The organism is Virgibacillus sp. MSJ-26, assembly GCF_018918075.1.
Lineage (GTDB): Bacteria > Bacillota > Bacilli > Bacillales > Amphibacillaceae > MSJ-26.
In genome coordinates this window covers 37,492-57,578 of sequence record NZ_JAHLPW010000015.1, presented here as the reverse complement: position 1 = coordinate 57,578, position 20,087 = coordinate 37,492, and the positions used below count along the sequence as shown (strand labels likewise).

Annotated in this window: 15 protein-coding genes, 1 pseudogene and 1 riboswitch; of the genes and pseudogenes, 3 read left to right on the top strand and 13 right to left on the bottom strand. The window is 37.8% G+C overall.

Annotated features, from left to right (window positions below; translation table 11 throughout):
- Window positions 1–467: 467 nt before the first annotated feature.
- Window positions 468–1,802, bottom strand: coding sequence for an NCS2 family permease (locus KQI49_RS13965; protein WP_216489840.1), 1,335 nt, complete (start codon window positions 1,800–1,802; stop codon window positions 468–470).
- A 140-nt stretch (window positions 1,803–1,942) separates the two neighbouring features.
- A riboswitch (purine riboswitch) is annotated at window positions 1,943–2,043 on the bottom strand.
- A gap of 632 nt (window positions 2,044–2,675) precedes the next feature.
- On the opposite strand from KQI49_RS13965, the gene KQI49_RS13960 reads away from it, so the two are divergent.
- Window positions 2,676–2,822 (top strand): hypothetical protein, encoded by a 147-nt coding sequence (locus tag KQI49_RS13960; RefSeq protein ID WP_216489838.1) that lies wholly within the window; start codon window positions 2,676–2,678, stop codon window positions 2,820–2,822.
- Between the two features lie 64 nt (window positions 2,823–2,886).
- Here the strand turns inward: KQI49_RS13960 and KQI49_RS13955 are convergent, their stop codons facing one another.
- The 12 genes and pseudogenes from KQI49_RS13955 to KQI49_RS13900 all read right to left on the bottom strand — a co-directional run bounded on the left by KQI49_RS13955 (window position 2,887) and on the right by KQI49_RS13900 (window position 17,137).
- On the bottom strand, window positions 2,887–4,455 hold the full coding sequence (locus KQI49_RS13955; protein WP_216489836.1) for a Vga family ABC-F type ribosomal protection protein: 1,569 nt from the start codon (window positions 4,453–4,455) through the stop codon (window positions 2,887–2,889).
- 385 nt (window positions 4,456–4,840) lie between these two features.
- A pseudogene (locus tag KQI49_RS13950) lies at window positions 4,841–5,011 on the bottom strand (winged helix-turn-helix domain-containing protein); the annotation flags it as partial.
- 35 nt (window positions 5,012–5,046) lie between these two features.
- The gene (locus KQI49_RS13945) at window positions 5,047–5,580 is read right to left on the bottom strand and encodes a hypothetical protein (protein ID WP_216489834.1); all 534 of its coding nucleotides are present in this window, start codon (window positions 5,578–5,580) and stop codon (window positions 5,047–5,049) included.
- Window positions 5,581–5,695: 115 nt separating this feature from the next.
- Window positions 5,696–6,115, bottom strand: coding sequence for a nucleotidyl transferase AbiEii/AbiGii toxin family protein (locus tag KQI49_RS13940; RefSeq protein WP_371817576.1), 420 nt, complete (start codon window positions 6,113–6,115; stop codon window positions 5,696–5,698).
- A complete protein-coding gene (locus KQI49_RS13935; protein ID WP_216489832.1) occupies window positions 6,106–6,543 on the bottom strand; it encodes a nucleotidyl transferase AbiEii/AbiGii toxin family protein in 438 nt (145 codons plus the stop codon). Before KQI49_RS13935 ends, KQI49_RS13940 begins: the two co-directional genes overlap by 10 nt.
- Window positions 6,497–7,126 (bottom strand): type IV toxin-antitoxin system AbiEi family antitoxin domain-containing protein, encoded by a 630-nt coding sequence (locus tag KQI49_RS13930; protein WP_216489830.1) that lies wholly within the window; start codon window positions 7,124–7,126, stop codon window positions 6,497–6,499. The genes KQI49_RS13935 and KQI49_RS13930 overlap by 47 nt, the downstream gene beginning before the upstream one ends.
- Window positions 7,127–7,296: 170 nt before the next feature.
- A complete protein-coding gene (gene guaA / locus KQI49_RS13925) occupies window positions 7,297–8,817 on the bottom strand; it encodes a glutamine-hydrolyzing GMP synthase (protein ID WP_253286842.1) in 1,521 nt (506 codons plus the stop codon).
- Window positions 8,818–8,931: 114 nt separating this feature from the next.
- Window positions 8,932–11,169 (bottom strand): transglutaminase TgpA family protein, encoded by a 2,238-nt coding sequence (locus tag KQI49_RS13920; RefSeq protein WP_371817574.1) that lies wholly within the window; start codon window positions 11,167–11,169, stop codon window positions 8,932–8,934.
- Entirely contained in the window at window positions 11,166–12,428 is a 1,263-nt protein-coding gene (locus KQI49_RS13915; RefSeq protein ID WP_216489826.1) for a DUF58 domain-containing protein, read from the bottom strand. Before KQI49_RS13915 ends, KQI49_RS13920 begins: the two co-directional genes overlap by 4 nt.
- Window positions 12,428–13,387, bottom strand: a complete 960-nt coding sequence (locus KQI49_RS13910) for an AAA family ATPase (protein WP_216489824.1) — start codon at window positions 13,385–13,387, stop codon at window positions 12,428–12,430. The genes KQI49_RS13915 and KQI49_RS13910 overlap by 1 nt, the downstream gene beginning before the upstream one ends.
- Window positions 13,388–13,829: 442 nt before the next feature.
- The gene (locus KQI49_RS13905) at window positions 13,830–15,359 is read right to left on the bottom strand and encodes an AbgT family transporter (protein WP_216489822.1); all 1,530 of its coding nucleotides are present in this window, start codon (window positions 15,357–15,359) and stop codon (window positions 13,830–13,832) included.
- Between the two features lie 263 nt (window positions 15,360–15,622).
- Window positions 15,623–17,137, bottom strand: a complete 1,515-nt coding sequence (locus KQI49_RS13900; RefSeq protein ID WP_216489820.1) for an amidase — start codon at window positions 17,135–17,137, stop codon at window positions 15,623–15,625.
- Between the two features lie 395 nt (window positions 17,138–17,532).
- Here KQI49_RS13900 and KQI49_RS13895 point away from each other — a divergent pair, with 395 nt between their 5' ends.
- On the top strand, window positions 17,533–19,335 hold the full coding sequence (locus KQI49_RS13895; protein WP_253286840.1) for an ABC transporter substrate-binding protein: 1,803 nt from the start codon (window positions 17,533–17,535) through the stop codon (window positions 19,333–19,335).
- Window positions 19,336–19,569: 234 nt separating this feature from the next.
- Window positions 19,570–20,034 carry a DinB family protein gene (locus KQI49_RS13890; protein ID WP_216489818.1) on the top strand — a complete coding sequence of 155 codons (465 nt, stop codon included), beginning with the start codon at window positions 19,570–19,572 and terminating at the stop codon, window positions 20,032–20,034.
- Window positions 20,035–20,087 lie beyond the last annotated feature (53 nt).

The window sequence follows — 20,087 nt, the reverse complement described above, 5'->3', positions numbered from 1 at the left end:
TTTAGTCAAATAACATATCCTTCATTAAATAATCTGGCCCAGTTATTGAACACGGGCAGCTCAACATTTCATACAATGATTTTAACATAAATAGTAGTTTTCTTAACATTTTTAATATAAGTTTGTTAGTGACATAATGAAACGAATATAAGAACAAAAGTGCAAGCGCTCGATTAACCTCAGGCACAGCTTAAGAAGGAAAACGTAGTGGCGATTTTTGACACGTAGATTTACTGCGTAAGACCTCAGACGGGCTGAGCGCTTGCGCTGGACATGGCCAATTTCAGTATAAATTTATCACAGGAGTTTTAATGTTATAGTTTAACTATAAAAAATCAGGGATGCGATTTGCACCCCTGATTGATATGTTATTTATCATTTTCCCAGCCATACCCGTTCATCGTTTGTATTCTTAATTTTAAATGACTTAACGTTCTGGTCACTGTTCCATCTTAGTCAATTTAACTTTAAGTCAAAAAGATAAAATATAATATAAATATAACGAATAACACATACATAATAGGATGAATTTCTTTGGCGCGTCCTTTAAGGATCATCGTAATTGGATAGAAGATAAATCCGATGGCAATTCCTGTTGCAATACTGTATGACAAAGGCATCATAATAATCGTTAAGAAAGCTGGCACAGCAATTTCAAATTGATCCCAGTTCACTTGCTTAAGTGAAGAAGACATCAAAATACCGACAATTATTAAAGCTGGTGCAGTGACTTCAGCCGTAATAACACTTAATAACGGTGAGAAAAATAAAGCTAAAAGAAAAAATCCTGCCGTGACCACAGATGTAAAACCAGTCCGTCCACCAGCTGCAACTCCTGCTGTCGATTCAACATAGGCTGTTGTGGTTGACGTACCAACGACAGCGCCAACCACCGTTGCAGATGAATCCGCAAATAATGCTCTTCCAGCTCGTGGCAATTTATTATCTTTCATCAATCCTGCTTGAGAAGCAACGGCCACCAACGTTCCGGCGGTATCAAAGAAATCAACGAATAAAAAGGTCAAAATAACAACGAGCATGTCCATAGTAAAAATATCGCCGAAGTGTAGAAAAGCTTGTCCGAAAGTTGGCGCGACACTCGGCACACTTCCAACAACATCACTCATTCCAGTCGGTGGATGGATTAACCCAGTTACCATTCCGGCAATTGACGTTAAAATCATTCCGTAAAAAATCCCGCCTTTTATATTAAGGCTCATTAAAATAACTGACACAGCCACCCCAAAAATAGCGAGTAACACGGTTGGCGACGTTAAATTTCCGAGAGATACTAATGTTTCTTCATCACCGACGATAATCCCGGCATTTTGAAAACCTAAAAATGCGATAAATAAGCCAATCCCTGCGCCGACAGCCATTTTCAAATCTGCTGGAATCGCATTGATAATTTTTTCCCGAAGTCCTGTTAATGTTAGCGCTACGAAAATAAGTCCAGAAACCAGCACACCTGCTAAGGCTGTTTCCCATGGTATGCCATAGCCAAGCACAACGGTATAAGCAAAAAAGGCAGTGAGTCCAATACCTGGAGCAAGCCCGATCGGATATTTTGCAATTAATCCCATTAACAGTGAACCAATCGCCGCTGAAATAGCAGTTGCGGTAAAGACAGCTCCCTGATCCATCCGAGTAACACCTTCAGGCAAATCCTCAACGCCAACAAGCGATAATGTCGCTGGGTTAACAAATAATATATAGGCCATGGCTAAAAATGTTGTCAACCCGGCCATAAACTCTGTACGATAATTGGTTCCTAGCTCATCAAACTGAAAGTATTTTTTCATAGTTGCTTCCTCCTTATATGTGGCAAGACAAAAGCACTCCCAGAGGAAATCCCAGGAGTGCTACCGTTAACTAAGCAAGAAAAAGCAATCAAAAATAAATACACTTTGACTACAGATTTAATCGAGCCAAGGATGATTTATCTTATTACTATTTCTAGCGTAGTCAGACCATTTACGGTAGTCTGGTAGAAACTTTGGGCCATATTCCCTGAATTATACGCTTAAATTATTTAGTTCTCTCAAAAGCATATTCATATATTACTAGTTTAAAAAGCTTGAGTCAATGCTTGTGGAATAATCATTTAATTCTAATTTGAAGAATAATTGAGAGGTGAAAGATTTTTAAATGTTACACGGGCTAGACACGACGCAATTATAAGTTACGCATATATAATCAAGAGAACGTCCTTCTCGTTCATTATTTACAGAAATCATGCTGTTTTAATCGAGAGAGTGCTCCTCTCGTTCATTTCTTGGCTAAATCATATAATTTCACTCGAGTGACAGTGCTCTACAGTGTAATAGTTTCCAAAAGTACAGTAGCCTTTTACTAAATTAGTCATTTATTATAAGTTATCTGTAAATATTAAAAATTTGTGATACAATACATACAATAGACTGGCTTCGCATGAGGGGTTGGGTGGCACTGTTGATCTGCCGTTAGTCTTCATTGGGAGACTTCCCGGGGAGGGAGGTGCTTACCTATGGACATTGTTAGTTCGTTAACGCTGATGATATCCTTTGGGATGTTAGTGGCATTCATTATGTCTGACAAAAACCATAAAAAATAACCCCTCATATGCGCTTGTTTAGGTAGCTGTGAGGGATTATTTTTTCTTTAGCTGCCTAGCCCCTCTTGATGGGGTTCGGTCTATGGAGACCGTTCCATGTATCAGCATGGGCGGTCTTTACTATTTTATGAACCTTCCATCTTTATTATACCACAATCAATATGAATATACACATTTTAATTTTGTTTTGCCATCTACTGCACTGGATGAAGATAAACTTTATGGATAAGCGTATGATGAATAAATTCGCCCCATCCTCGAGTTACTCTTTATCATCAAGAAGTCTACGAATATTACTGTTCTTCTATCTTCCGCTTTTCTTTTAGCAATCTCTGAAATTCCTCTTCTAACTCTTTCGATGGTTCAACACTCAACCGACTAAGTACTTCTGATATTTTCGTTTCCAATAATAAAGATTCATCTTGTGCTGGATCTCTGTTTTCAGATTGATGACTTTTATACTGTTTATAATTCCCTTCAAATAATGAGATTTTTTTATCTTGGATTTCCAGGATTCGCGTTGCAATATTTTCTACAAATTGTCGATCGTGAGAAACGAAAAGAATACTCCCTTCATATGTTTTCAAAAGCGTTTCTAAGGCTTCCAAAGATTCCACATCCAGGTAGTTTGTCGGCTCATCTAACACGAGCATGTTGACATCACTTAAAAACACTTTTGATAGAGCAACTTTTACGCGTTCTCCACCACTAAGGACATTTACTGGCTTATGGACATCCTCATCAAAGAAGTGCATTCTTGCTAGTACTGTTCGAATGAGTGTTTCAGACTGATTTGAGGAGGACCCCACATTTTCCAAGATAGTCTTTTCGTTGTTCAATATATTCAAATTTTGAGCAAAATAACCAATTTTTATCGACGGGGAAATAGTAATATCAGATTCTCTATTAAGTATTTTTTTTATTAACGTTGTTTTCCCGCTACCATTTGCACCAATCACTGCTAGTTTATCTCCACCCCGCATATAAAAATTAGTTGTATTCCAAAGAACACGGTCCTCAACCATTCCGGATACCCCTTCAACACGCAGAATCACTTGATTTTTGGATGATTCAACATTTGGTAAATCCATTTGAATAGGGACCTCTTCCCTAGGTTTGTTTACTTTTTCTAAGCTTTCCAATCTCGTTTCAAAAGCTGATACCGTTTTGCGAAGTTTCTTTTGTTTATTAGCAAAATAAGGCTTCGCTCCTTTAAGTCTCGCTTCTGAAGAACTCAAGTTTTTAGGTTTCTTTGTTGCTCGCTGTGCTTGTTCTTCTTTTTTCCTGATCGCTTCTTCCAACTGCTTTTTCTCTTTTTCATATTTTTCAAAAGCTAGCTGTGCTTGTTTATGTTCAACTTCTTTTTCTTCTACATAATCGCTATAATTTCCCTTGTATTCTGTTAATTGCCCCTCATTAATCTCCCAAATCGTGGAACAAAGAGCATCTAAAAAGGCACGATCATGCGAAACAATAACAAGAGCGCCTTGCCATTCTTGCAGCCTCTTTTCAACCCATTCAATATGATTTGTATCAAGGTTTGTAGTCGGTTCATCTACAAGCAAAAGTGCAGCATTACTATTTAGCGCTTGTTGAATATATTCTTGTGTGATCTCACCACCACTTTTTGTTGTATTCGTCCGTTTGAGCTGTGGTAAAAGTTCAACATGAGCATGCTGACTAATATCCCCCTCTTCAGGAACAAGCTTGCCAGCAATTATTTCTAATAAAGATGTTTTACCACTTCCATTTCGACCAACTAATCCAATACGGTCTCTTTTCCCTATTTTTAATTGATTGATATTCAACAATAAACGATCCTGAATATAATGTTTCACGCGATTCGCTTCGAATAAAAGCATAATTACATCTCCCTGTATCAGATTTAGGGAAGACAAAAATCCTCCCATCTTCATACAGAATAGGAGGCATAAATAAATATAGGTATACACCAAAGAATATTACTCTCTTTAGTCCAACTATATAATACCAATCCTATTCTGAAAAACGACAATAAAAGGCATCACAAAAAGCAAGCACTATCTGCTCAACATTAAAAACCTTTATTGTTTATTTTCGTAAAATAGGATTAGTACTTCATGTAGTTGGGTCACCCTTTTTTGATAAATGTTACTTTAAACATACAACGATTTATTCATAATTGTCAATGGCTGTTTCTTATTAAATATTGAGATAAATAAAAGTAGCAGTGACCAAACACCATATTATGCTAATACCATCTTCCACCTAGTCATTTTCCTTCAATAGAAGTTTATATCCCCCCCTAACAGTAATGATATGGACGGGGTGAGAGGGAGAGTTTTCAATTTTTTCGCGGATCCGCCTTATATGAACCAGCAATGTATGTTCATAACCGAACCTGTCGTCTCTCCAAACAATTGCATCCGATCGAAGAACAATTCTATATTAAAAGTGAGCGAAATCGTAGAACTTTAATTCTCGTCAATAGTTTTAAAAATCCTTGAATAAACATCCAAAATATTAGTTTCATTGACTGCATCATTGTAAAGCCCATAATCCCAATACGTTCCTTCATCTCCAGTTCGGTAATAACCAGAAGCATAGTTTCCAGGTTTGTTAACAGAAGAACTTTCATAGTCTGTTTCCTCATCAACGAAAGGTATATAAGATTTTTCTGATTCAATAAAGAAAAAGAGCATACCTGATTCTTTGTACACTTTAGCAAAAGAAGCCTTCGATGCTTCAGTAAAATTCTCTTTCATAATAAATATAGCATCCAATTCTGAGGGAAATTTTTCTTCTTTTAAATCTTTTAATGTGACATTTTTAAATTCAATATTTTTTTCTCTCACTTTTGGTTCCTCTCCAACTACACCAATTGTCAATTCCTCCCCTTCGTATAAAGGGCTGTCTTTGACTTCATCTTTGTTACACGCTGTTAAAATAATAAACGTAAGCAATAAGACTATCATTAAGTTTCTATTTCTTAATAACCAACTATCCAATTATATCCCCCTTTTTTCTTTATTTACGATAAGTGCTCATTTTCGCTTAAATTTCTTTTTATGCTTATTTCTATGGTGTCTTTCTGCCCTACTTATTTCAGTGCCTTTTTTGAAGTTATTGATTAATAAGTTTGTTTGAAAAGAATTTAATTTGATTCATTATTTCTTGAAAGCTTATGTTTTTAGCATAAGGATTACCGCTTACAAAAGCTGACCATAATTCTTGTTGGTTATTTGACTGAGTTAAAAAGTCAATAATTACATCATAATCATTGGTATGAATAAAGGTATTCCGTTGGTTCATTCTCTTTTCAAGACCCAAAACAACTTTATTCAAATCAATATCATCAATAGTTGTTGTCAATAAATACAAATCATAGTAATCTTTCATTCGGGTGTTTGTATCATCAAGTTCACCATAGGCTAGTAACGTATGAAATTTATCAGTTATTATTTGTTCAATTGAATAGCTACTTAACATGTACTCTTCATTAGTAAATATTGACTTGAAATGCCTTCTATCATTTACACCGATAAGTTTTCCCCACTTGTAATATCTACATTTATTGGTATCTTAGTGTTTCCATTATGATAAATAAGTTTTAAATTGTATCCATTATAATCAAATTCTTCTCTTGTTTCTTTTATATTATTAAGCTCAAAATATTCATTACTATCTTTATCTTTAATCTTAATTACATCAAATAATTCATTAATTACATCTGTAGATAAATACAAATCCCTAACAGTAAGGTCTAAATCTCTAGTTGCTCTCATAGAAACACCTAAATCGATTGTTAAAAGAAATCCGCCTTTAACAATCAAATTATTAGCATATGGAGTCTTACTTAATTTTAATATCAAGCGATCCATTGCAAACAGTCCATATAATTGTTGGGCGGGTAATTTTGATTCTTTAGATTTTTTGATTATTAAATTCTTCATCATTTGTTGATTCAGCAAATGGAAAGACCCTCTCTTTAACACTAGTTAATACATCAAATCGACAAGCGTAATCCACTAACTTATCAATGTTTTTATCTTCTCTTGTAACATAATCATGAATCATTTCATCAACAATTCCTGGCATTGGATTTTTATGACGCAACATATCCACTATTGTTTTCTCTAAATTTGTAACTTTAATTGGGTTAGAATCCCAACTATCGATTTTTTCGATATATTCGTCATCAAGTTCATTTTTAGAAATATAGTGTGGTTTTATATGTTGTTCTTTAGCATTGGATAAATGATAACCTCTTCCAAATGAAACGTGATAAAAAAATGGTGAGTAACTAGATAATGTATGCAACATAACTGCTGTTTCGTGCGAATATACAGCGCCAGGATACTGCAACTGAATAATATATAAATCATCAAAATAAAAATCGTCTAATAAATAAATACCTCTGCAATATTTTTGAATATCTTTTCGTTCAACAGCTTTTCTAAGGGTCGAATCATGAATACCATAATCTGTTGCAATTTCAGGAGTCAAGATACCGTTATTCTCTTCAAAAGCATGTTTTAATGTGTCTTCAATCACAATAGTCACCTCATTTTTATTATATCATAATTCACGTTTCATACACATGGAAATTATGCAAATCAAACATTCAGCAGTAACCAATTTATGTAGACAAAATTATATAACCGTGTCACGACAAAAAAGCCCTTAAAGTCTGTGTTGAAAAGACTTTAAGGACTCTTGTTTTTTTACTCCCACTCAATACTAGCAGGCGGCTTACTCGTAATATCATAAACAACACGGTTCACATGATCAACTTCTGCGGTCATCCGTTCAGAAATTTTCTGAAGAATATCCCACGGAATCTTCGCAAAATCGGCTGTCATGGCGTCGACGGAATGGACGGCACGAATGCCGATGGTGTAATCGTATGAGCGTTCACCATCCACAACACCGACACTGCGCATGCCTGGTAGAACGGTGAAATATTGCCATATATCACGGTCAAGGCCTGCTTCGGCAATTTCTTCTCGTAAGATTGCATCTGTTTCGCGGACGAGGTGTAATTTTTCTTCAGTAATTTCACCTAGCACACGGACCCCGAGGCCTGGACCTGGGAACGGCTGACGCCAAACGATGTAGTCTGGCAAGCCTAACTGCGTACCAAGTTCGCGCACTTCATCTTTGAATAGTGAACGAAGGGGTTCGACGAGTTCAAACTCCATATCTTCTGGCAGTCCGCCTACATTATGATGTGATTTGATCGTTTGCGCTGTGTCTGTGCCGCTTTCAATCACATCGGCATAAATCGTTCCTTGAGCTAGAAAATCAATATCGGTTAATTTACCGGCTTCGTCATCGAAAACAGCGATAAATTCATTACCGATAATTTTCCTTTTTTGTTCAGGATCGCTCTCACCTTTAAGTTTGCTTAAGAAGCGTTCTGCTGCATCCACTTTGATAATGTTCATATGGAAATCTTCAGCGAACACGTCCATGACATCATCGGCTTCATTTTTACGTAAAAGGCCATGATCAACAAAAATACATGTTAATTGATCACCGATGGCTTTATGAATCAAAGCGGCAACAACTGAGGAATCAACCCCTCCACTGAGTGCACATAGGACTTTTTTATCGCCGACTTGCTCCTTGATTTTCTTCACTTCAGATTCAATATAGTTTTCGATTGTCCAGGTGCCAGCGCAATCACAAACATCATAGACAAAGTGTCGTAATATTTGAGCGCCATACTGCGTCCCGTCTACCTCAGGATGAAATTGCAATGCGTATAGATTTTTATCAGCGTCACTCATCGCAGCGACTGGAATTGATTCGCTTGTCGCGTCAACTTGGAAAGATGCAGGAACTTCCGTCACTTGATCACCGTAGCTCATCCATACTGTCTGGTTTTTCTCTGTATCTTTGAAAAGGCTAGTTTCATTTTCTAATCCAATTTGGACTTCTTCATACGTGCGTTCGGCTGTTCTTTCAACTTTTCCATCAAAATGAATGGCCATAAGCTGCATGCCGTAGCAAATACCTAAAACAGGAATGCCGAGTGAAAATATTTCTGGATCACAGCGGAATTGATTTTCATCATAAACGCTATGCGGGCCACCAGAAAGGATAATTCCTTTAGGATTCATTTGTTTAATTTCTTCAACACTTAGTTTATGAGAGTGTAATTCGCTATAAACGCCAAGTGCTCTGACACTTCTCGTAATAAGCTGATTGTACTGACTACCAAAATCCAAAATTAAAATCATTTCATTTGTTTTATCCACGATTTCCGCTCCTAACTATAGAGAGTCCTCGTTAAAAAGGATTCCCATGAAAGCTCTACTTAATATGGACTATTTTACCCATCATTTTTTTCAAGGTCAACCTATAACTTGATTAACTAAATCTTTCCATAACTCCGGTAACTCGGTGTTGTTAAGCACTTCTTTATTGTTGTTATACAAAATTTGCTCGTATCCTGCTGTTAAGAGGCTCATTGAACTTCCTGAATAGAGGACATCTATTTCTTTCGCGTACTCTCTTAATGTTTGTTGAGGGTCTTTTCCGTTTCCTTTTTTAGTAAGAATTTTCAAAAGGAAATGATAAGCGGACTGCAAAGATGCCGCGTCCCCTTCACGTTCCATTTTTTTCGCTAAAAGATACGCTTGGATACGGTATCTCCTTACAAAGGCAAACACCAATAATAAACCGAATAAACCTCCACCAACACCGATATGCCATTTTTTCAAAGTAAACCCTGAAGCGACGTCATCTTTATCCTCATCGTCTTCTTCATATTCGGGGCCACCTATTTCAGGATCATCCTCTTCAACTTCTGGGTCGTCCTCGGTTTCAGTCTCAGGTCCTTCAGCTTCATTTGCGTCAAGGGCATCATCTTCGTCACTGCCAGCCACTTCGGTATGGAAATCGGCCAAGTTTGAGAAGCCTTGCGTCGGTTCAAACGGCACCCAACCGGTATCAGGAAAATAGACTTCTACCCATGAATGCGCATTGGCATTGGTGACTTCGTAGACATCACTGCCGTCAGGGGAAATTCTATCATTATCTTCATTAACCACTCTGTTTCCACTTGTGAACCCTTTTGCCCATCTCGCTGGAATGCCCTGGGTTCTTAGCATGATGACCATAGAGGTAGAGTAATTATCACAGTATCCTTTTTTAGAATCGAATAAAAATTGATCGACATAGTCTTCATCGCCTTTTGGTACGGGAATGTCTTCTGTCTCATAGGTGAATTCTCCACTTTGACCAAAATGCTGTTCAATCGCTTTTGCTTTATCATAACGATTATCGTATGGTTCTGTAATATCTTCTGCTAATTGATCAACACGCTCCGGTAAATCATCTGGAACTTGAGTATATCTTGACGAAATTTCTACTGGATCATCGCCGTCATTTTTAAGTTCATCAATATCAAATGATGGGTCATCATAAATAATGTTATAATCTGCTAAGCTTGTGTCCTTTCCTGAATACATTGTGCGTAATTCATCACTATGCATATTTAATTCTATATCAAACCCCCGTTCTGCTAGCACCTCACGAATTCCATAAGGGTAGACGAGTTTTGGCAAATACGTGGCTGCATCCATCTCTATTCTCGCCTGTAATTTTTGTGTCTCAACATCGTCGGAGAAAGTATTAATAGGGATGTTGTTCAGTGAGTCGAGCATGTATGTCTCTTTAGTTTCGTCTGGTTCAGCTTCCCAACCCTTTCCTGTATAAACGTCCTTTGTTTCAATACGCCAGTAATTTTCCGACGGGGCTATGGCTGTAAAAACACGTGCATTATCTTGAACAAATGACCCGCCTAAATGGGAATCATCCTCCCCATAACCAACTTTTTGTATTGTTTTGCCACTTCCACCTGTTCCTGTAGCATGTTGGATAAACGGTACTGGGTCTGGCCATTGAGGACTGAACTTCGGAGCAGCGTATCCTACAACTGAAGATAATAGAACAATCGACAAAATCGGGATGAGCCATCTGGACATTCGTTTTGTCCATTTAAAAGGCACAACCTCCCTTTCTACTTCATTAAAAAAGTTCGTTAAACCAAGCGATAGAAAAGATAATATGAACACGCGGATAATCGACCTTGTCGCGTCATAAACAGTAAAGGTATCTAAAACGGATAAATAAACGAACGTTAATAGAATAAATAGAAATATCCGTTTGACAGTGACGAACCAATAATGAATGAGATAGCTCATCAACCAGATTAATATGAGAAAGAGTAAGCTACGGAATATCGCGGTAAGCTCATACCACTCTTGGTTCGTCAACGCTTGCCAGTTGTAGAGTATATCAATTACAAAGTCATGAACCCATGCAATATCCAACAAACTCTGTTCATAAAATAAAACGTGGATGATAAATAGTATTCCCGCACCTTTTAAAATGAATGAGAGCCACCAGCGCACTTCGAGTAATGAAATTAAAAAACAAAATCCAGCGAAGACAATAAACAATCCCATTTCATTCGTCTCAGTTATTTGCTTAATAGGGTATAACCATTCTAGAAATATGAAAAATCCACAAATATATAATAACGAGGTGAAGACTGAAGGTATTTTACTTACTTTTAATGCATTCACAATTGATTCACCTCAATGCGATCGTTTATTAATTGAGTCTCTGATATATGACTTACACAAACGCCTTGTTGTGTAAGGTGATGTAGGATAGCTAAATCTGTTTGCGTTAAAGCTTTTTCTGCTTGAACAAAAATTAACATCACACGTCTCTTTTGCATTTTTAATTCTTTCACAGTCTCTTTTAATTGGTCATCGATATAAGTCGTTAAAATAACGATAAGATACTGAGTTTGCAGACGGATTAACTCTTCTTTTAATTTCATAGAAAACATCTGCTTGCCAGTTGGCTGAATCGTCGTTAAATGACGTTTGGTCAAATCGTTTTGACCTTGATATGGTTGGACTGGAAAATAATCAGCTTTTTCACCAATTGTTAGCAGGCCTGATGGAATTGCATTTTTCTTGAACATATCGATGAATGAGTAACTCATTTCCACGGTTGCTTCAAACGCCAACTCATTGAAACGATCATTTGACGTACAGTTAAGCACAACCAACGTATCAGCACTTTTTTCTTGTTCAAATTCTTTTGTCATCATCGTATTTTTACGGGCCGTTTGTTTCCAATCAATCCAGGAAAAACGATCCCCTGGTAAATAGTCACGAATTCCTGAAACGACGTTCGTGTTGCTTATATTTAATGAATGGGCTGACATCGTGCCGTGATCTAGACTTTGACTTTGCTCGTCCATATGAATCGAGCGTCGACTTGGGTAAACCATCATGTAATCAGACGTTTGAAAAACATGCTCTTTTTGAATTAATCCAAAAACATCTCCTGTCCGGATTCGAATATTACTTAGCTGATGTTCACCGCGCGGGATCTGTTTAAGTTGATAGTTTACCGTAAAGTTTCGTTTAAATCCTGGAAAAATAATTTGCTTCTTGCGTCGTTTTATTTTCATAGAATGAGGATTTTCCATATATTTATATTTATCCAAGCGATAATCAACCTTATTTAAAGAGTCTGGTAAACGTTCTTCAACAACACAGTAATACAATGGGAAAGCTATCTTTCTATGAAGTTTTATAGTAACCGTCACATCACTTCCTGCTTCAACAACCATGGGACTGACTGTTCTCGTGACATGCCATTTTTTCATTGGATAAATGAGTAGTCCAATATGGTAAAGGAAAATAGGTAGGAAACTATAAAACAAGAACCACGAAAGAAAACCTCCTTGAAACATCGCAAACGAAAAAAGAATGAGGAAAAGAAGCATGATAAAAACAAAGTTTAGGATCAACCGAAATGACATTAGCTAAATTCCTTTCGAATTGGCACAAATGTCTGTTCCACAATAGAACGGACGATATCTTCACTTGTTTTCCCCTCGTATTGAGCACGAGAATTTAAAATAATTCGGTGGCTTAATACATAAGGACTCATAAATTTCACATCGTCAGGAATGACATAATCCCGGCCATAAATAAAAGCTAAAGCCTTTGCAACACTCATCAGAGCTATCGATCCCCGCGGACTTACACCAAGGAAAATATTTTCATTTTCACGGGTTGCTTTAACGAGATTGACAATATATTGTTGAACATTTTGATCGACATAAACATCTTTCACTTCTTCTTGAATAGATACCAATTCTTCTTTCGTCATGACCGGAGAAATGGTTTCAATTGGATGATTTCGTGACATTCTCTCTAGCATCTCAAGTTCATCTGCCATTGATGGATAACCCATATTTAATTTTAGGATAAATCGGTCAAGTTGAGCTTCAGGCAGTGGATACGTTCCTTCATATTCAATTGGATTTTGTGTTGCCATCACAAAGAAAGGTTGACTTAATTGAATCGTGTTTCCATCGACGGTTACACTTTTTTCTTCCATTCCTTCTAGTAGCGAGGATTGCGTTTTTGGTGACGTCCGGTTGATTTCATCCGCAAGCACAATATTTCCTAAAATAGGTCCGCCACGAAATTCAAATTCTAATGTTTTCGGATTATAAATCGATACACCTGTCACATCAGACGGAAGTAAATCAGGTGTAAATTGAATTCTTTTAAAATCACAATCTAGCGACTTGGCCAGTGTTCGAACGAGCATTGTTTTACCAACACCAGGCACATCTTCCAGCAATATATGCCCCCTTGCTAAAAGAGCGGCCAGGCTGAGAACAGCTACTTCTTCTTTACCAATCATAACTTCATTTATATTATCAATGACTTTTTTTACTTTTTCATGATACAGTACGACACTTTTCATGACTCATCGTCCCCTATTCATTTTCTATCATTTATATCTTAACTATACTAGAAACGCTATGCGAGTTAAAGTGGATAATGACGGTAATCTTTAACTATTCTTTTCATATAGGTGGTTTATTATACTTCTGATTTTAGATTGGTAGGTTTTGGTGGGAGGTAGTAGAAATGAGCAATCTAATTTGTGAAGCCGGTTGGTTGGTGGTTTTCATAGCTGGGATGAACGACAACTTTTAAGAGTTTCCTCGGATTTGCGGTCTTCATAGCGGCGATGAACGACAACTTTTAAGAGCTTCCTCGGATTTGCGGTCTTCATAGCGCGGATGAACGACAACTTTGAGGCTTTTCTACGGATTTGTGGTCTTCATCCTCCATAATCACCCAAACTTATACTAAAAAAGCACCACCCCACTAGAGATGATGCTCTCAAACTATCATTAATTTTATTGATATAGAATTGGTCCGCCTGGGCCGAGTTCAATACCAAATAACATCCAAATAATCAACATGAGCGTCCATGTCACTAAGAAAATGAGTGAGTATGGCAACATAACCGAAATCATCGTACCAATTCCCATTTTCTTATCGTATTTCTGGGCGAATGCAATAATAATCGCAAAATAAGTCATCAAAGGCGTGATAATATTCGTTGCTGAGTCAGCGACACGATAGGCCATTTGAGTGAGTTCTGGTGAGTAACCGAGCTGCATCATAATCGGAACAAAGACGGGAGCCATCATCGCCCACTTGGCTGACGCACTTCCGATAAATAAGTTAATGAATGCAGCAATTATAATAAAGATGATAATTAATGGAATCCCTGTTACGTTAATACTTTCAAGGAATTTAGCACCATAAACACCTAAGACTAGTCCCATATTCGACTCGTTGAAAAAGGCAACAAACTGTCCAGCTGTAAACGCAAGCACAATAAACATCCCCATTGATGCCATCGTCTCACCCATTTGACCAGCAACATCTTTATCATTTTTAATAGATTTTGTTACTTTCCCGTAAACATACCCAGGAACTAAGAATAATATTGTGATAATCGGCACTAATGAATCCATAAATGGTGATTTAATAATCGGTTGATCCATCTCGTCTCCACGCATTGGCGCGCCTTCAGGGAATACTAAGAATACTGCTAAGATAGCCGTAACAGCCATCGCAATCACTGCCCAAAGCATTCCTTTTTTCTCAACAGGCTTTAGACCTTCTAAACTTTCGCGGTAATCTCCTTTATACTCTCCTAGACGTGGTTCAACAATTTTTTCCGTCACCCATGCACCGACAAAAGTTAACAAGAATACAGAAGCGGCAATAAACCACCAGTTCATCGCAATATTCATAGTTTCAGCATAGGCTGGATCAATAATCGCTGCTGCATCGATTGTTAATTCACCGAGTAATGCATCGGTACCTGATAGAAATAAGTTCGCACTAAATCCTGCAGAGACCCCAGCAAACGCTGCAGCCAAACCAGCTAATGGGTGGCGTCCTAGTGCGGCAAAAATGACCGCTCCAAGCGGAGGCAAAACAACATACCCAGCATCAGAAGCTACACTGGACATAACCCCTGCAAATACAAGGCCAAGAGTGATTAATCGTTTTGGCACAGATAAAACAAATCCGCGTAAAACGGCACTAATTAATCCTGATCGTTCAGCCAACCCTATTCCGAGCATGGTAACTAGTACCACGCCTAGTGGGGCAAATCCAATAAAGTTATCGGTCATGTTGGTTAGAATATAGTTAATTCCTTCCCCACTAAACAGGCTTTTCACTTCAACCATTTCCCCCGGCTCACCGGGATGTTCGACACTTAAGTCGAAGAGTGAAATCACACCCGATATAACAACCACAAGTAATGCTAAAATAGCAAACAATGTGACAGGATGTGGCAGTTTATTCCCTACGTTTTCAATCATATCTAGAAAACGCTGAAATAAACCCTTCCTTTCTTTCTCCATAAATATGTATCCCCTTCCATTGATAATAATATTCTGAAATATTACATATATTAAACTAATGCGTGATTCCTATTATATAAGGGTTAGCGGATAAATTAAATAGATAACCACTAAGTAAAAATACTATTATTATTCTGAATTAAAGTGTCTATTTAGTGTGAAAGTTGTCGAATAGACAGTTCTACGCTTTTAAATACTTGAGTTTTTAATCAAAATAAAAGAAAACCTCCAAAAGCTCTCGAAGATTTTCTTTCACTTTATAGTTATTTTACGAGATTAGTATTTTTAAAGTACGGATTTTCACTCATGCTTACCCATAATTTGGACTCCTCTATTTGGTGAGCAAGTTTTAACAATTGATGTTCTAATCCTTTTGTCGCCATAACTTGTACACCAAGCGGCAATCCCTCTTTTGATAAATGGACTGGTAAGGAAACTCCAGGCTGTCCTGTTAAGTTCGCTAACTGTGTAAACGGCGTATAAGTCAAGCTCGGTAAGAACATATCGTAAATTAATTCCTGTTGTTTTGCCTTATCAATGGACTGGATTTGTTCTCTTAATGCTGCTTGCTCTGATGTCGTATGGGTCAGCTCACCAATTTTCGGAGCTGTGAATGCTGAAGCGGGCGTGATGTAGAAGTCATAAGTTTCATGAAAAATTGCCATTTGTTCTGCAGCGGTATCCCATGATCCTAGACTCTGAGAAAATTCAGTTGCCGAAACCGACCTACCCGCAACATTCAACAACCATGTTTCAATTTCCAAATCATCAGCAGTAATGACCCTTCCCATCGCTTGTTCCATTTGTGAAACAACCGTGGATACCTCCCCGCTGTTCATTAGAAAGTAATTTTTCATTAATTGAATGCCGTCCACACCATTATCCTGTTCTTCCACATGATGTCCTTGTTCCTCAAGCCACTTCACCGTTTTTTCAACCGCTGCTTTTGCATCTTCAGAAACTGGTGTTCCTACTGGCGATGTCGTTGTATAAGCGATACGCAGTGGTTTGTTAAAATCTCGCTTCATTTCTTCAGTATATTTCCCATCAAATAAAGGTGTTTGGAAAGCGGCTGCTGGCTGAACAACTTGTAGTAAATCTAGCATTGCAGCACTATCTCTGACACTTCGACTGAGGACAAAATCTATGGAAGCACCTTGCCATTGTCTTCCTACTCCTGGACCTACTGGCGTTTTACCACGTGTAGGCTTGAGTCCAAACAGTCCTGAAAAAGATGCTGGGATACGAATTGAACCGCCACCATCACTTGCACCTGCTATAGGAACAATTCCTGAAGCAATCGCAGCTGCAGATCCTCCGCTTGATCCACCTGGAGAATAGTCTGGATTCCAAGGATTCCGAGTTGGTCCGTGAAGTTCCGCTTCGGTAATATTTTTCAAAGCAAATTCTGGTGTCGTCGTATGACCAGTGGCGAGAAAGCCAGCCCCACGAATTTTTTTCACTAAATTAGAATCATGGTCAGAAATGACATCTTTCATTAATTTAGAACCTGACGTTAATGGCTCCCCTTCTAGGGATTGAGAAATATCTTTTAGAAGAATCGGCACCCCCGCAAACGGATGAGAGTCTATATCGATTTTATCCGCTTCTGCCAATGCTTTCTCTTTTCTCGTATGCGTAATGGCATTTAATGAAGGATTCACCTTGTCCAATTGTTGAAAACTTAAATTCACTAATTCTCTTGGACTAACCTCTTTCTCTTTTATTAAGCGCGCCATGTCTGTCGCATCTAATGTTAAATATGTATTCAAATCCATGTCTTCCACCCCTAGTCTTATTTGCTTTTATTCTATCATTAAATTGGGGGGCTCCCAAATTTTTAGAATTTTTGGTAGTTTATCACGATACGAAATTAAGTAATCCAACCAAGATACAACGTGAGACCTCTTGTCACGGTACGAAATTAGGTAATCCAACCAAGATACAGCGTGAGCCCCCTTGTCACGATACGAAATTAGGTAATCCAACCAAGATACAGCGTGAGCCCCACCAGACAAAGATAGTCTCGGTACCGTTACTATGGCAGTTTGTTTTTATAAAAATCTATCCATATAATTCACTCATATCTCTAAACAGCTTGTCATATAAATTAAGACAGTAACTTTTTCAACTCGTACACTCGTTAACACTAAAAGGGGAGAGTTATGTCAAATTGAAAATTCAACATTTATTTATATCAAAAATGCTGTTGCTAGTGCTTATGCTATTTTCTTTAATGGTCTTGGCAGCATGCCGTGACGATACATCTGCTAAAGAAGACGCTAATGAGGATGATGTTAAAGTAGAAGCAGAAAAAGAAAACCAAAGTCCCCAGCAAGGCGGACGTGTCACTGGAGCTATGTACTCTGCTCCTTCCGGAATGTTCAATCCTTTATTTTACGAAGATATTTACGATGACACTATTCTTGCGTTTACCCATGAAGCACTATTCACCCAAAATGAAAATTTAGAATATGAAGCCCTACTCGCTATGGATAATTGGGAACTTAATGATGACCACACTGAATTGACAATCCATCTGGAAGAAGACGTTACTTGGCATGATGGTGAAGCTTTTACGGCAGACGATGTTGTTTTTACTTATCAGGTGGTAGCTGATCCGGATTATATGAAAGCAGGTGGTATCCGTTCGAATTATGTTACACCTCTGCTAGGTTATGGAGAATACACTGAAGGGGAAACTGACGAATTTGAAGGCGTTGTCGCTGAGGACGACCATACAGTTATTTTCAAATTTAGCGAACCAACCGTGACTCCAGAATATATCGCAAGCCTTCGCATCATTCCGAAACACATATTTAAAGAGATCCCCGTTATTGATATGCCAAAAGAATCTCTGGAGATAGAGACCGTAGTCGGAACAGGGCCATTTCAGCTTGCCGATATAGTCGAACGGGAACAATATGTTCTTGAAAAAAATAAAGATTACTGGCAAGGTGAACCTTATTTAGATGAAATCACTTGGAAAATGATTGAACAACCTAATGTCATACACGTACTAAAAGATGAAGAAATTGATTTTATAGAGAACCCAAGTGGTCTTCCAAAAGAAAAACATCAGCAAGTAAGTAAGTTGGACAATATTAAAATGATTGAACAAGCAGATTTCAACTATCAACTTTTAGGCTTTAAACACAATCATCGGCCGACTGAAGATGTAGAAAAAGGTACCATTAATCCAGATAATTGGGAACCAAATGAAAAACTTCCTAAAGAGGTCCGGCAAGCGATTGGTTTTGCTATTAATCGAGCAGAACTCATCGGCGAAAACCATGACGAAGGACTTTTACATGGCAAAGGCCAACTGATTAATGCACCGATTGCACCTCAGTCTTGGGCGTATAATGACAAGATAACAGACGATTACCCGTATGATCCTAAAAAAGCAGCTGAGATACTTGATGAAGCTGGTTATGAACTTGGCGAAGATGGTTTTCGCACCGATCCAGACGGTGATGAATGGACACTTAATATGGATTATCCGGCTGGAAATAAATTACGTGAACAAGCCGCTCCCCTTATAAAAGAATTTCTTGAAGATGTTGGCATTAAAATTAATTTACGTGAGCCTAAAGAAATGTCTACTTATGTAGCGGAACTGGCAGACGACGATACCGACTGGGATTTATATTTGATTGGTTGGAACCTTGATTTGAAAGATCCAGATCCATTAGGATTATGGGGAATCGATAATATGTATAATTTCTCACGCTGGAATAACCCTAAATCTGATGAACTTTTATATAAGGCGTTAGAGGATTCAGAAGCGCTTGATCAAGAAAAACGGACGGATATTTATGCAGATTGGCAAGAGCTTTTTTCAGAAGATTTACCAGGGTTGATTCTATTTACCGAAAATAGTTTATGGACGTATAACAAGCGACTGCATGGCGTGGAGCCACTGCCACACACGTTGTATCATGGATCGCATTTATGGTGGGTTGATGATAATTAATTTCATATCGTTTGGATTGATGTTTCAATAAAAAGGTCTATAGACTTTCGAGCGAATCTATAGCCCTTTAAAAAATTCTATAGCCTTTCGGGCGGATCTATAGCCCTTTAAAAAATTCTATAGCCTTTCGTGAAAATTTCCGGTTCAAATATTGAGGGTTCAATCAGATATAATGAATGAACATTTTATCTCTAGTATAATAGAAAACAACTATTGAAATGGGAGTTGATTTGATTGGATTCACTCGATTTATTTAAATATTCACGTACGGCTTCTTTAATTGCCTTGTCTAAGGTGGATAAAGAACACTTGGATGTCCAGCCTGAAGGGTATCCGAATACGATTCGCTGGAATGCTGGACATGTTTATGTAACAGCTGAAGAATACTTAAATAAAGCTGATCACAGCTATGAAATTACTCATCCGAAATGGTTTGACTACTTTATCGATGGTACGCGTCCGTCTGAATGGCCTGAAGATGAAGTGCCCTCAATGGAAGAAATCCTAGACGCTCTAAAAGAACAAGAAACAAGATTTGAAACTCATTTTAAAAATAAAATGCATGAACCCGCTTCTGAAGATCATGTCATCCGTACTATTAATTTGGATACACCGGATGCCGCAATTCAATTTTGCACTTGGCATGAAGGAATCCATTTAGGTGTGATTAAGTCTTTATTGATTGCTGTTAAGCAGTAAGATATATCAAAAACTTCTCTATCCATTCGATGGGGAAGTTTTTTACTGTTGCT